The organism is Kribbella sp. NPDC056861, assembly GCF_040687575.1.
GTDB lineage: Bacteria > Actinomycetota > Actinomycetes > Propionibacteriales > Kribbellaceae > Kribbella.
Genome location: NZ_JBFBNQ010000005.1, coordinates 324,507 through 338,423, shown reverse-complemented (window position 1 = coordinate 338,423; position 13,917 = coordinate 324,507). Strand labels below are relative to the sequence as shown.

At 68.0% G+C, this 13,917-nt stretch carries 12 protein-coding genes; 6 read left to right on the top strand and 6 right to left on the bottom strand.

Translation table 11 applies throughout. From position 1 onward, the window contains the following. The first annotated feature begins 12 nt into the window (after positions 1-12). Positions 13-1,302, top strand: a complete 1,290-nt coding sequence (locus tag AB0P21_RS25895; protein WP_363699769.1) for a hypothetical protein — start codon at positions 13-15, stop codon at positions 1,300-1,302. Positions 1,303-1,401: 99 nt separating this feature from the next. Then, a complete protein-coding gene (locus AB0P21_RS25890) occupies positions 1,402-3,975 on the top strand; it encodes an AAA family ATPase (protein WP_363699768.1) in 2,574 nt (857 codons plus the stop codon). Positions 3,976-4,019: 44 nt separating this feature from the next. Here the strand turns inward: AB0P21_RS25890 and AB0P21_RS25885 are convergent, their stop codons facing one another. The 4 genes from AB0P21_RS25885 to AB0P21_RS25870 all read right to left on the bottom strand — a co-directional run bounded on the left by AB0P21_RS25885 (position 4,020) and on the right by AB0P21_RS25870 (position 9,454). Continuing rightward, positions 4,020-6,068 carry a phosphocholine-specific phospholipase C gene (locus AB0P21_RS25885; RefSeq protein WP_363699767.1) on the bottom strand — a complete coding sequence of 683 codons (2,049 nt, stop codon included), beginning with the start codon at positions 6,066-6,068 and terminating at the stop codon, positions 4,020-4,022. Positions 6,069-6,253: 185 nt separating this feature from the next. Continuing rightward, a complete protein-coding gene (locus AB0P21_RS25880; protein WP_363699766.1) occupies positions 6,254-8,392 on the bottom strand; it encodes a M6 family metalloprotease domain-containing protein in 2,139 nt (712 codons plus the stop codon). A 100-nt stretch (positions 8,393-8,492) separates the two neighbouring features. Then, a complete protein-coding gene (locus AB0P21_RS25875) occupies positions 8,493-8,909 on the bottom strand; it encodes a PaaI family thioesterase (RefSeq protein WP_363699765.1) in 417 nt (138 codons plus the stop codon). Between the two features lie 17 nt (positions 8,910-8,926). Beyond that, positions 8,927-9,454: a type 1 glutamine amidotransferase domain-containing protein gene (locus AB0P21_RS25870; RefSeq protein WP_363699764.1), complete on the bottom strand. Its 528-nt coding sequence runs from the start codon at positions 9,452-9,454 to the stop codon at positions 8,927-8,929. A gap of 62 nt (positions 9,455-9,516) precedes the next feature. Between AB0P21_RS25870 and AB0P21_RS25865 the strand changes: the two genes are divergently transcribed. The 4 genes from AB0P21_RS25865 (at position 9,517) to AB0P21_RS25850 (ending at position 12,646) form a co-directional block, all read left to right on the top strand. Then, the gene (locus AB0P21_RS25865; RefSeq protein WP_363700225.1) at positions 9,517-10,170 is read left to right on the top strand and encodes an HAD family hydrolase; all 654 of its coding nucleotides are present in this window, start codon (positions 9,517-9,519) and stop codon (positions 10,168-10,170) included. A 78-nt stretch (positions 10,171-10,248) separates the two neighbouring features. Next, positions 10,249-11,394, top strand: a complete 1,146-nt coding sequence (locus AB0P21_RS25860) for an NAD(P)/FAD-dependent oxidoreductase (protein WP_363699763.1) — start codon at positions 10,249-10,251, stop codon at positions 11,392-11,394. Then, a complete protein-coding gene (locus tag AB0P21_RS25855) occupies positions 11,391-11,969 on the top strand; it encodes an NAD(P)H-dependent oxidoreductase (RefSeq protein ID WP_363699762.1) in 579 nt (192 codons plus the stop codon). The genes AB0P21_RS25860 and AB0P21_RS25855 overlap by 4 nt, the downstream gene beginning before the upstream one ends. A gap of 14 nt (positions 11,970-11,983) precedes the next feature. Then, a complete protein-coding gene (locus tag AB0P21_RS25850; RefSeq protein ID WP_363699761.1) occupies positions 11,984-12,646 on the top strand; it encodes a TetR/AcrR family transcriptional regulator in 663 nt (220 codons plus the stop codon). Here AB0P21_RS25850 and AB0P21_RS25845 read toward each other — a convergent pair whose 3' ends face one another. Both AB0P21_RS25845 and AB0P21_RS25840 read right to left on the bottom strand, forming a co-directional pair. Next, the gene (locus tag AB0P21_RS25845) at positions 12,647-12,979 is read right to left on the bottom strand and encodes a hypothetical protein (RefSeq protein ID WP_363699760.1); all 333 of its coding nucleotides are present in this window, start codon (positions 12,977-12,979) and stop codon (positions 12,647-12,649) included. Positions 12,980-13,048: 69 nt separating this feature from the next. Then, complete coding sequence (locus AB0P21_RS25840; RefSeq protein ID WP_363699759.1) at positions 13,049-13,906, bottom strand: helix-turn-helix transcriptional regulator; 858 nt, start codon at positions 13,904-13,906, stop codon at positions 13,049-13,051. Positions 13,907-13,917 lie beyond the last annotated feature (11 nt).

The window sequence follows — 13,917 nt, the reverse complement described above, 5'->3', positions numbered from 1 at the left end:
GTGAACCGCTCGATGGCCGCTGCGCGGGACACGCGGCCGGTACTGCGTACGTCGGCGGGCGTGGCTGCCTTCCTGCTCGCCTGCGTGACGACCGTGATCGTGGCGGGCTCGTCGGATGCGGCGGCCGAGTGCTCGATCCTGCAGTTCCAGACGCGCGGGCACCACTCGCTGTCGCGGCTGGCGCGGATCGAGCTGCCGTCGGGCCGTAGTACCGATCTGGGACGGCTCGACTACCAGATCAACGCGGCCGGGTACGCGAAGGACCAGGACAAGGTCTACGGGATCGCCACCCACGACAGCACCGGCTGGCTTCGCCGCCGGCCGGTGCTGGTGGCCGTCGATCGCCGCGGCGCCGTCACCGACCTGGGCCCGGTGAGGGTTGGTGTCGGTGGGGTCGCCGATCCGACGGCCGGGGCGGTGGCGGGGTCGCGGTTGTACCTGCGGGACGGGCATCGGCTGTACACGATGGACGTCAACCCGCGCAGTACGACGTTCAAGAAGCTACTGAAGGTGGTGCATCTGGTGCCGCTGCTGCCGGCGTTGTCGGTCGACGACTTCGCGATGGATCCGTCGAGTGGGTTGCTCTACGGCATCTCCACGCTGGGTTCGTCGGCGCGGGTGGTCAGCATGGATCCGTTGACCGGCAAGGTAAGGGTCCGCGCGACCGTGCGCGGGCTGCCTGGGCACGACTCGTACAGCTCGGTGGTGATGTCGGGCGGGGCGCTCTTCGCGGTGCGGACCGGCTATGGGTCCCGTAGCCGGCTCTACCGGATCACGCTTGACGGGGCGTCGACAGAGCTGGCCGCGCTTCCGGCTTTGACGTCTTCGGATGCGGCTGGGTGTCTCTACGATCCGCCTCCGCCACCACCTCCGCCGACGCCTACACCTCCGCCGCCTTCGCCGACGCCGACGGTGACCCCAAAGCCCCCGACGCCAAAGCCCACTCCGACGGTGACACCTACCCGGACGCCCACACCGACGCCGACTCCGCGTCCTTCGGTGCGGCCGACTCCTACCCCTACGCCTACGCCTTCGCCAACTCCCACCCCGACTCCCGCGCCAGTCCTGGAGGTCCCACCACCGCCCATTCCGCCACCGCCGACCCCGACTCCGACACCGACCCCGCGTCCTCGCCCGATCCAGCCTTCGCCGACAGAGATCACCATCGCTCCGCAGACAGCGGCCACGCCGGTTCCCGAGGACCGCACTGTCCTGGTGCTGCGCCGCTGGTCGCTGGCCACCTTGCTGATGGTCATGATCGGTGGCGCCACGATGGCGGCCCAACGCCGGATGCACCGATGAGAGGCCTTCCGTGCATCGATGGAGATGCGTTGCCCTGGGAGTGTGGTCACACTGTGGGCGTACGTCTGATCGCTGTGTGTAGTGGTGGTAGGTGAGCTGGTGAAGTTGGTGGGGAGAGATCAGGAGCTGCGAGTACTGCGAACGGCGGTCCGCGCGGTTCCAGGACTGGTACTCGTGGTCGGGGAAGCAGGTGTCGGGAAGAGCCGTCTGGTGGCGGAGGTGCAGGCGTCACAGGGTGGACGCTGGCTGATCGGGCAGTGCCGGCCGGTCGAGGACCAGATTCCGCTGGCTCCGGTGATCGAGGCGCTGGGTGAGCCCGTACTGCGCTCCGGCACGCGTCACGCGGTCTTCAGTTCGGTGCTTGACCAGCTGGCGAGTGCGGGACCGACCGTGTTGCAGATCGAGGACCTTCAGTGGGCTGACCCGGGAACCCTGCAGTTGTTGAGGTTTCTGGCTGGCCGCTTGCCGCGCGACCTGGTGCTGATCGGGACGTATCGGCAGGAGGACACTCAGCATGCCGGTGAGATCACGGCGCTGGCCGGCTGCGTGCCGATCGGGGCGCGGGCGACCGAGATCCGGGTCCGGCCGCTCGACTGGAACGGCGTACAGGATCTGGCAGCGGAGCTGCTCGGAGTGAAATCGTTGCCGCCTGCCCTGACCGAGGAGCTGGTGAAGCGCACCGGCGGTCTGCCGTTCGTGGTCGAGGAACTGCTGCGCGACGAGACGCTCGGCCGCGGAACGATCGACACCGCGGCGGTGATCCGCGCGTTGGCGAACAAGCCGGCGCCGGTGGCGGTACGCGCCTCGCTCACCATCCGGCTGCAGCAGATCCCAGACTTCTGTCGCGAGGTGATCCGGGCTGCCGCGGTGCTTGATGCGCCTGCCTCGCAAGCGGTTCTCGGCGCCGTGGCCGATGTGAACGGGTGCCAGCTGACGACGGCGATGGACACCGGGCTGGCGCGCGGTCTGGTGGGTGAGCCGAAGTCCGGTTTGTACGACCTTCGGCATGCGCTGGCCCGGCGGGCGATCTACGAGACGATCCCGTCCGACGAAGTACGCCGGTTGCATCGCCGGGCCGTGAGCGCGTTGGCAGCTGTCGAGCCGCCGGATCATGCGCAGATCGCGGAACACTCGCGGTCGGGTGGGTCGCTGGATGACTGGATGATCCATGCGGAGCTGGCCGCGGATCACGCACAGGCCCGTGGTGATCATGCGGCGGCCGTCGGGCGATTGTCCGAGATGCTGGAGGTCGAGGCGCTGCCGTGGGCCGATCGGGCGCGGCTGGCCGTCAAGCTCGGTCGCGCTGCTGCGCCGACTGGGCAGTGGGCCTCGGCGGTCGCGACGATGCGGGCGGTGTTGGCTGGGTCGAGTGCGGTCAGCGCGGTTCGTGGTCGGTTGCGGTTGGCGGTCGGGGTGCTGTTGCAGGAGCAGGGCGGTGAGGTTCGCGTTGGACGGCAGGAGCTTGCGGCGGCGGTAGGCGAGTTGGGCGAGGATCCTGAGTCGGCCGCTTGGGCGTTGTCGGCGTTGGCCGTGCCTGGGTTCGGACCTGAGCCGATTGGTGAGCAGCGGGCTTGGCTGGATCGCGCGTTGCAGTTGGTCGGCGACCAATCTGAGGGGGCGGCGCAGCTCGCAGTACGGCGGAATCAGGCGCAGTACCGGTTGGCGCTGGGGGAGGTGGACGAGGCTGACGGGGTCGAGATCGCCGGTGGGTTGGCGTGGCTGGGGCACGACCGACGCAGTACTGCGTTGCTGGATCGGGCGGCCGAGACGGAGGATCCGTTCACCAGAACGGCGATCGCCGCGACCCGGGCCCGGCTGGACTTTGCCGCGGGCAACTGGGTTGGGTTGGCGGAGCGGTTGGCGCATGTCCGGCGCGAGGCTGCTGGATTGCCGTTGGTGCGGGCCGAGCTTGATCTGGTCGACGGGCGGCTGCGGCTGGCCCAGGGTGATGTTGCTGGCGGCAAGGAGCTGCTCGAGTCGGTGCTGATGGCAACGGCGGATGGTCCGTGGCCGCTTAGAGTCGCGGCGGTGGCGGCGCTTGGCCGGAGTGCCGGGGTTGGGGTGGAGGACTGTCTTGCTCTGGTGCGGCGCAAGGACGGGTGGGCCTGGGCGGGGGACCTGGTCGTGTGTGCTGCCAGCGGGCCGGGGGGCTCGCAGGGGTTGGCGGCGGAGTTTGCTGCCGCGGTAGCTGAGCGGGACGCGCCGGCCGCTGCGGCTGCTGTGTTGTTGGTGCGTGCTCTGGTCGAGGAATCGGTTGAGCTCTTCGACGCGGCCGCTGAGCAGTACCGGGTGCTCGGCCGGCGCTACGACGAATGCATCGCGCTGGAAGGCCGCGGGCTGCGGCTGCTCGCGGACGGGCAGCACGAGGAGTTGGTGTCGGTCGCGAACGCCTACGAGGCGATGGGCGCGCGAGGCGATGCTCGGAGGTGTCGCGAAGTACTGCGCGAAGCCGGAGTGGCCGTCTCGCCCAAGCGCGGTCGGCGCGGCTACGGGAACGCGCTCTCTCCGCGGGAGTTGGAGGTCGCCCGGCTGGCTGCCGACGGCCTGAGCAACAGTCGGATCGCGGCCAAGCTGACGCTGTCGGTCAGCACCGTCGAAGACCACCTGTCCCACGCAATGCGCAAGCTGGAGGTCCGGTCCCGCCACGACCTTGCCCCCCGCGTCGCACGCTGACAGCCCGTTCTGCCCTGGGGTTGCCAGGGCAGAACGGCTTGTTGTCAGGCGGTGATGATGGCCGGGTCGGAGACGCCTGCCTGGCCGGTCTCGACGTGACCGGCGAAGCGGCGCAGGAAAGCCGCATCCGCGTCGACGACCACCGACACGTCGTACCACTGCTTGCTGTGGTGCATGTTCAGCTTGTACTGCGTGCTCTTGCCCTTCAGCACCTTGATCCGCTTCGGGCGGCCGTCGTAGGAGTTCGTCAGGGTGAAGATGACGTCCGCGGCGCTGGTGTTGGTCAGCGTGAAGTCGAGGTCGCCGGTGCTGCCGTTGTGCCGCGCGGTGACCTCCACCGCGGAGCCCGGCTTGCTCTTGAAGCTGCGCAGGAAGCCGTTCGGGCCGTGCACGGTCAGGTCGGTCGCGCCGCCGGAGTACTGCGTGTTCCAGGTGTCGGCGATCGTCTTGCCGGCCTCGGTGGTGTAGGTCCACGGGCCGTCGGTGCGGCTCAGCGAGGTGATCAGGAACTGGCCGCCAGCCTCGTTGCCCGAGGCAAACGTCAGCCGGAACTTGCCGCCCTCGGTGGCGCCGTCGACGTACGGTGCGTAGGGCAACGGCCTGGTACGCCGGGAGCCGCGCTCCTGCACCGGCATCGCGCCGACAGCCGGCGGGGTCGGCCGGTAGTCCGGGTGCCGGTCGCCGTCCGGCGGCTGGTACGCCGAGGTGTCGGGCAGCTGGCCGGGCTGCTTCGCGTCCGAGCTGAAGTCGAAGGCCGAGGTCAGGTCGCCGCAGATCGCCCGCCGCCAGGGCGAGATGTTCGGCTCGTGGACGCCGAACCGCTGCTCCATGAACCGGATGATCGAGGTGTGGTCGAGCACCTCCGAGCAGTTGTAGCCGCCGGTGCTCCACGGCGAGACGACGATCATCGGGACCCGCGGGCCGAGGCCGTACGGGCCGGCGACGTACCGGGAGCTGCCGGGGAACAGGTCGGCGCTGACGTCGACGGTGGACAGGCCCTGGTTCGCCGACGCGGGCGGGATCGGCGGCACGACGTGGTCGAAGAAGCCGTCGTTCTCGTCGTAGGTGATGAAGAACGCGGTCTTGCTCCACACGTCCGGGTCGGAGGTGAGTGCGTCGAGGACCTGGGAGATGTACCAGGCGCCGTAGTTCGACGGGAAGTTCGAGTGCTCGGTGAACGCCTCGGGGGCCGCGATCCAGGAGACCTGCGGCAGGTTGCCGTTCTTGACGTCCGCGCGGAGGTGGTCGAACAAGCCGTCGCCGGCCTTCGCGTTCGTGCCGGTGCGGGCCTTGTCGTAGAGCGGGTCACCGGGGGAGGCGTTGCGGTAGTTGTTGAAGTACAGCAGCGAGTTGTCGCCGTAGTTGCCGCGGTACGCGTCGTCGATCCAGCCCCAGCTGCCGTCGGCGTCCAGGCCGTCGCCGATGTCCTGGTAGATCTTCCACGAGACGCCGGCCTGCTCCAGCCGCTCGGGGTACGTCGTCCAGCCGTAGCCGGCCTCGTCGTTGCCGAGCACCGGGCCGCCGCCGGTTCCGTCGTTACCGGTGTAGCCGGTCCACATGTAGTACCGGTTCGGGTCCGTCGCGCCGATGAAGGAGCAGTGGTAGGCGTCGCAGACGGTGAACTTGTCGGCCAGCGCGTAGTGGAACGGGATGTCCTCGCGGGTCAGGTAGGCCATCGTCGGCGCGGTCTTGGCCGGCACCCACTTGTCGAACTTGCCGTTGTTGTAGGCGGCGTGACCGTCCGGCCAGCTGTGCGCGAGACCCTGCAGGAACTGCATGCCGAGATCGTCGGCCTGCGGGTGGAACGGCAGGATGTCCTTCTTGCCGTCCGACTGGTGGAAGACCGACTTGCCGCTCGGCAACGTGACCGGGCGCGGGTCGCCGAAACCGCGGATGCCCTTCAGTGAGCCGAAGTAGTGGTCGAACGAACGGTTCTCCTGCATCAGCACGACGATGTGTTCGACATCCTCGATACTGCCGGTCCGGCGGTTGGCCGGGATCGCGGCGGCCTGCTCGATACTGCCGGCCATCGCGGCGAAGGCGGCGCTGCCGCCCGCGAGCTGCAGGAACCTACGGCGGTTGAGATCTGGCATGGCGGAAATCTCCTCGTCGGGCGGAACGGGAACGGGAACAACAGGTGGCCAGCGAGTGAAGAAAGATGCGCGTTTGGTGGCGGTTTCAAACCGTAACGGACGTGGTTAACGTTTGAGAAGCCTCTGGCGGCACAAAAAACGGTCAGGTCGCGAGAGCGCGACCTGACCGTTCGATGCTGCTCGCGCTAGCGGGCGATCGCCAGGCAGGTGGTGGTGGACTTCTTGGTCGGGTCGGACTCGGAGGTGGCGGTCAGGGTGACCTGGGCGAGCTTGGCGGCCTTGCCGGTGGGCTTGGCCTGGACCGGGATCTTGATCGTCGCGCCGGTCTCGGCGGTGGCGATGGCGTTGGGCAGCGAGACCGACCAGCCCTTGCCGGTGACCTTGGCCGCGACCCGGTAGACGTCGTTGTTCAGGTACTTCGCGACGTCCTCTGGGTGGGTGCCTTGCGGCGGGGCGGTCTTGCCGGTGTTGGTGAGCGGGAAGACGCAGGTGCTCACGCCGTCCCGGCCGGGCAGGCCGACGGTCGGCAGGACCCGTACGCCGCGCTTCTGCGGGCCGGCGCCGTCCAGGGAGCGGATCGCCACTGTGTAGGACAGCTCGCCCTTGGCGTTGCGGTGCAGGTTGGTGACGTAGAAGTGCAGCCGGTTGGCTTGGTCGACGTACTCGTACTCGCTGCCGGAGTTGGTGCCGGCGTGGAACAGCGCGTCGGACAGTTGGCGGTAGTCGCCGACCGTGATCGGGACCTTGGTGCCGTCGGGCAGCACGTAGTCGGTCATGCCGATGTCCTGCGGGTTCGCGTCGACGACCCACTCGAACGGCGCCGCGTCCTGGTTCTTGGTCTTCGCGAGCAGGACGCCGGAGTCGGGGGTGAACGAGTCGGTGCCGACCCGGTCGACCACCTCGAGGGTGTAGTTGTTGTAGCCGCCGCCGTCGCACATCGGGTCGGTGTTGATGTCGCACTTGGCGGAGAGGTCGCCGGTGCCGAGCGCGATGTTGATGCCGGAGAGTGCTTGAGCGCCTGGCTGGATCACGCGAGCGGTGACGTCGGCGACGACCACGCCCGACTGGGCGAGCGCCTCGCGGGACAACCGCAGTACGTTCTGCTCGTCGACCATCTCGAGCTTGATCTTGTTGCGCAGCATGTGTTGCGCGCCCATCGAGGCGCCACCCGTTGCCGGGATCATCCATCGGCTGTGGGGTCCGCCCGGGCCGTTGAAGGTCCCGCGGCTGAGCATCTCCCACGGACCGGAGTAGTCGCGCCGGGCCGGTACGCCGAACGGGTTGTTGTAGTTGTCGCCGATCCCGAGGATGTGGCTCAGCTCGTGCGCGTAGACCGACATGCCGGAGCTCTCGGCCTGCGTGGTCGAACCGCCGCCCGCGTTGGGCCACAGCGTCGAGCCGGCCGCCCACGAGGTCCACGGGACGTACCGGGTCAGCGACCAGTTCGGCAGCGCCGGGTCGGGCGGGCCGAAGTCGTCGGTGACGTCCTCCTTGGTCGGGAACTTCATCGACCCGAACTCCTGCCAGGTGGACGACTCGTCCTGCCCGGCGCTGAGGTAGTAGATGAAGTCGAACCCGGCCGGTACTTCGGCGCCCACATCGGCGACCCACGCGGCGCGGGCATCGGTGCGCAGGTTCTTGTTGCAGCTGTCACCGGCGGGACAGGCGGTGCCGCCCTGGAACTCCATCGCGTACTCGTGCGACTTGCCGGGCATCTGGTAGGCGCCGAAGGAGGTGAGCTCCACGCCGTACCGGCCGCCGGAGTCCTCCATCCAGTACTCGTGGATGGTGTGACCGCGGTTCAGCGCGTTCGGCTTGTTGAGGAAGTCGCGGTAGAAGCCGGCGACCTGGTCGCGCGGAATCCCGTTGGCCTCGACACTCGGGTTGCCGAACGGCGTCGAGCCTTTCGGCTGGGTCACCACGAACGGCTGGTTCGGGTAGTCGACCAGCACCAGCGCGCCCTTGAAGGTTCGAACCGACCCGGACTTGCTGGGATCGGCCCAGTTGGTGCCGGGCGGCTTCTTGTAGTCGGTCCACGTCATGTGGTCCGGGTTGACCCAGTTCTGCGGATCGATGGGCGCGCCGAAGCCAGGCTGCGCGAGCCGCTTCGCCGCCAACCCGGACTCCTGCCAAGGCTGCTGCTGCGGCCAATGGTCGAACTGCCAGGGATTGGCGGGATCAGCCTGTTCTGCGGCCGCGGCGGCCGGCCGATCCGCGCTGCTCGGCGAGGCGCCAGGCGCGGCAAAGGCAAGACCGGGAATCGAAACAGCGGCCACCAACGCAGTCGCACGCAGGGCAAGCCGAAGCTTTCGTTGCTCAGACACGGGCGGAGTCCGATCGACGAAGGAAAGATGCGGAACCTTCATCCTGCCCCATCCGCCACCCGACGGCCCAGCCGGTTTTCCCTTGACTACCGGAGAAAGGCTACTTCGGCCAGAGGATCATTTGGGTGCAGCGGAAGGTGGCGATCTTGCGGCTGGTGGACTCGTTGGTGACGTCGGCGTCCCAGACCTGGGTGGTGCGGCCGAGGTGGATCGGGCGGGCCTCGCACAGGACGACGCCGTCGCGGGCGGTGCCGAGGAAGTTGCTTTTGAGTTCGATCGTGGTGAAGCCGGTGGCGCCTTCGGGGAGGTTGGCCATGGTGCCGTAGCCGCAGAGGGTGTCGGCGATGCTGACGACGGTGCCGGCGTGCAGGTAGCCGTTCGGCGCCAGCAGTTCGGGGCGTACCGGCGTACGGGCTTGCAGGAGGTCTTGCGCGACCGAGGTGAACTCGATGCCGATCAGGCCGGGCAGGGCCCCGACGCCGAACTTGGTGAAGTCTTCCGGCGTGTACTGGGTCATGCCCGGCAGTATGCCAGTCAGCCGATGGCCTCCAGCAGCGCCTTGTTGAAGGCCGGGAGGTCGTCGGGGTTGCGGCTGGTGATCAGGTTGCCGTCGGTGGCGACGGTCTCGTCCACCCAGGTCGCGCCGGCGTTGCGGAGGTCGGTCTGCAGGCTCGGCCAGGACGTCACGGTCTTGCCCCGTACGACGTCCGCCTCGATCAGTGTCCAGGGCGCGTGACAGATGGCGGCGACCGGCTTGCCCGAGGCGACGAAGGCCTTCACGAAGTTCACCGCGTCGTGGTCGGTGCGAAGCGCGTCCGGGTTGGCCACCCCGCCCGGCAGGACGAGGGCGGCGAAGTCGTCGACCGACGCGTCGCTCACCACCTGGTCGACCGGCTGCTTCTCGCTCGCGGTCAGGTGGTCGAAGGTCTGGACCTCGCCGGTCTCCGGACTCAGCAGGACGGGCTGGTGGCCGGCCTCGGCGACGGCCTTCCACGGCTCGGTCAGCTCGACCCGCTCGATGCCCTCGGCGGCGACCAGGAATGCGATCTTCTTGTCAGTCATAACGGGCCGGTACCCGGACTGCGGTGGGTTACACAGTCCTGCTTAGGGTGGCGACCGTGAGCATGGTGAAGGTTTCGCACATCGTCTGGGACTGGAACGGCACGTTGTTGCACGACAACGAGGTGGTGCTTGCCGCAGTCAACGAAGTGTGCGCCGCCTTCGGGCGGGCGCCGCTGGAGTGGGAGGAGTGGCAGCAGTTCTACTCCCGCCCGGTCCGCGCTTGCTACGAGCAGGTGCTCGCCCGCCGGTTGAGCGATGACGACTGGATCCGGGTCGACCGGCTCTTCCATGAGCGGTACGACGCTTTGCTGCACACCAGCGTGCTGGCTCCCGGCGTACCGGAGGAGCTGGTTTGGTGGCTCCGGACGGGACACACGCAGTCGCTGCTCTCGATGTGGTTCCACTCCCAGTTGATCCCGACGGTTGCCGGGCATGGGTTGGCCGAGTTGTTCCAGCGGGTCGATGGGATGCCTGGTCAGGTCGGGGGCGACTCGAAGGCCGATGCGTTGGTCCGCCACCTGCGGGCGCAGAACCTGAATCCGGCGGACGTCGTACTGATCGGTGATGTGGTGGACGACGCTCTCGCTGCGGCGGCGGTCGGCGCGCCTTGCATCCTGGTGGCGACGGGGGCGATGACTCGCGCCGCGCTGGAGGCGACCGGTGTGCCGGTGGCCGACACGATCAGCGAGGCGATGAAGTACGTCGTACCGGCCTGACGAACTTGTTCGTAACGAACATGTTCGTTACTGTGGATTGAGGCAGGCAGACCTGCCTCGATCCACAGGAGGAGTCGCATGAGTACTCATCACCCCATCGCGATCATCGGCGCCGGGCTCGGCGGCCTGACGGCTGCGCGGGTTCTGCACGTGAACGGAATCGAGGCGACGCTGTTCGAGCTGGAGGCGTCGGCGGAGACCCGGGTCCAGGGCGGCATGCTGGACATCCACGAGGAGAACGGGCAGAAGGCGCTGCAGGCCGCGGACCTGTACGACGACTTCCGCAGGATCATCCATCAGGGTGGTCAGGCGATGCGGCTGGTCGGTCCCGACGGCACCGTTCACGTGTCCGAGGAGGACGACGGCGATGGAGGCCGGCCTGAAGTGGATCGCGGGGACCTGCGGAAGCTGCTGCTGAACTCGCTTCCCGACGGCACGATCCGGTGGGGGAAGAAGGTCACCGGCGCGCGGTCACTGGACGACGGGCGGCACGAGGTCACCTTCGCTGACGGATCCGTCATCACTACCGACCTGCTGATCGGCGCCGATGGCGCTTGGTCGCGGGTCCGGCCGCTCGTCTCGGACGCGCTGCCCAGCTATACCGGCATCTCGTTCGTGGAGATCGATCTGCTGGACGCTGATGCTCGCCACCCACGCAGTGCCGAGATCATCGGCGGCGGCATGTTCATCTGCCTGGGTGACGAGCGCGGTTTCCTGGCCCATCGGGAGACCGACGGCAGCCTGCATGTCTACACCGCGCTCAAGGTGGACGAGGGCTGGGCGGACACCATCGACTTCACCGATGCCGCTGTTGCCAAGCAAGCAGTGCTGGCGTACTTCGACGGCTGGGATGAAGGCCTGCGAGGGTTGATCGCCGACGCCGATGGTCCGTTGGTGCCGCGCCGCATTCACGCGCTGCCGGTCGGGCATGACTGGAAGCGGACCCCTGGCGTGACGCTGCTGGGCGATGCCGCGCACCTGATGTCGCCGTTCGCGGGGGAGGGCGCCAACTTGGCGATGTTCGACGGAGCGGAGCTGGGTCTGGCGATCGCTGCGCATCCTGGGGACACGGAGGCCGCGCTGACGGCGTACGAGGATGCGTTGTTCCCGCGCAGCTCGGCGAGTGCCGCTGACTCCGCGGAGAGTCTGGAGAGCATGTTCGGTGCGGACGGCCTGGAGCGGATGATCGGGTTCTTCGGCTCTGTGCAGGAGGATCGGTCATGAGAATCGCAGTGATTCTCGGCAGCACGAGGACCGGCCGCGCGGGTGCCGCTGTCGCCGATTGGGTGCTGGCGCAGGCGCAGGATCGGCCGGGAGCCGACTACACGCTGATCGATCTCGCGGTGGTCGATCTGCCGCAGATCGACGAGCCGATTCCGCCGGCCGCGGGACGCTACAGCGAGCCCCACACGCTGCGTTGGGCATCGACGATCGCTGGTTTTGACGGCTACGTGATCGTCACGCCGGAGTACAACCGGTCCTTCCCGGGCGCCCTCAAGAACGCGCTCGACCGGGTCTACGCGGAGTGGAACAACAAGGCGGCCGGCATCGTCTCGTACGGCGTGGACGGCGGCGTCCGCGCGGCCGAGGCGCTGCGCCCGGTGCTCGGTGCGCTGCAACTCGCGGACATCAACGCGGAGGTGACGCTGAACCTCCGCTCGGACTTCCAGCGTTTCGGCGCCGAGTTCACGCCGGGGGAGCACCAGGTGAAGGCGCTCGCGACCTTCCTCGACCAACTCGAGTCCTGGAGCGGCGCCCTGGCCTCGATCCGTACCGTGCCGGTCGCGTCGGCCGGCTGAAATATGCTGGCCCCATGCCTGCTCTGAGTCGCCGGGAGCGTCCCGCCAAACCCGCCCTCACCCGCGAGGGCATCGTCGACGCGGCCGTCCGCCTGATGGCGAGCGAAGGCCTCCAGCGAGTCACGATGCGCCGCCTCGCATCGGAGCTGGACACCGGTCCTGCGTCGCTCTATGTGTACGTCGCCAACACCTACGAGCTGCACGCGGCGATCCTCGACCGGCTACTGGCTCAGGTCGACCTGGCTGCCGGTTTGGACGATTGGCGCGAAGGCCTGCAGCAGGTCCTCGGCAGCTACACGGACATCCTGCTCGCCCACCCCAGCCTGGCCGTCTCCGCCCTCAACACCCGCCCCAATGGGCCGAACTACCTGGCTCTGCTCGACACCCTGCTCGCATTCCTTGCCGCTGGCAACATTCCGGCCGGTCAGGCGGCTTGGGGCGTCGACTATCTGCTGCAGACAGCCACCGCGACAGCTGCGGAGCATGCTGCCGACAACGCCGCCACCGACGCTCAGTGGCAGCAACTGTCCGACACTCTCGGTGCCGCCTCGCCTGCGGCGTACCCGCACGTTCACGCCCAGGCAGCCGATCTGGTCTCCGGTACGCCTGGTGAGCGCCGCCGCTGGGCGATCGACATGCTGATCAACGGCATCCTCGCCACCGCGCGCCCTGCCTGATCAGAGTGCTACGAGCACACGCGTGCCGGTCAACTGCTCGAAGTACTGCTTGATCTCGGCAGGAGGCCCGAGTACTGCGAAGTGCAGCATGCTCGGGAGTAGTACGGCGCTGAGTCCATCCGTGCCGGCGGCTTCTATCAGCGCCTCGAAGGCGGCCGGCCAGGTCTCCAGTTCCTCGACATAGATCTGCTGGAGACGGAAGCCCCGGACCTGCGCGAAGTGGGCCAGGCGGCCCTCGGCCTCACTCAGCTCGGACTCTGTCATCAGCAGATGCTTGCGGAGGTACCCGAGCGCCCGAGGAAGGTCGGGGCCGGCCTCGGCTGCATTGGTCATGCGGGAACACTAGGTTTGCCAATGGCAGCAACTCGACGAACTTGCGTGAGCTTGCGTACGGCAGAGCGCTCAGAGCTGCAGCTCGTCAAGGGCCGCGACAATGAGGGCCCGTGCAGCGGGGCCGTAGACCGCGAGCTTGGCGAAAGCGGCGAAGGTCTCGGCGTACATGGCGATCTCACGCGGGTGGGTGACAGTCAGGAAGCCGGAGACGAGTTCGACGTTGGCTTGGCTGTTGTCGAAAACGTAGAAGTCCTCGACAGGCCAGCGGCTGGTCCGGTCGACAGTGGTCGGGATGATGCCGAGGCTGACCGCCGGCAAGCTCATCACGTCGAGAAGATGACGGAGCTGCTCAGTCAGCACCTCCGGGCCGCCGACCTGACAGCGGAGTGCCGCGGTTTCAAGGATGAAGGCGAACCTGTGGTCGCCTTCTCTGAGGATGTGCTGGCGTTCCAGCCGCTCGGTGACGGCAGCTGCGACATCGTCGACGGAGATCTGCCGACGGTCCCGGATCGAGCGCAGTACGGCGGTTGTGTACGCCGAGGTTTGCAGCAGTCCGGGGATCATCGTCTGGGTGTACGAGCGGTACTGCTTCGTCCGCTCGTACAGATCGCGCACAGAGACGTTGAGTTGCTTCAGACCATCTCTCTCCGCACGTCGCCAGTCCAGCCACATCGAGTTGACGGCTCGGAGTTCGGCGATGAGCTCGGGGATCAGCTTCGCCGCTGAGCAGACTTCGCACCAGGCTCGAAGGTCGGCATCCGACGGCGCCTGCTTGGCGTGCTCGATTCGCGAGGTCTTCGCCTCGTGCCAGCCGGCTGCGTCAGACAGCCCGCGCGCGCTCAGCCCGGCATCGAGCCGGATCTCCTGCAGCCGGCCGGCAAGAGCCTGGCGTGCACTCTGCGCGCTGGAGAACTGAGAGTGGTTCATCGATTGAATGG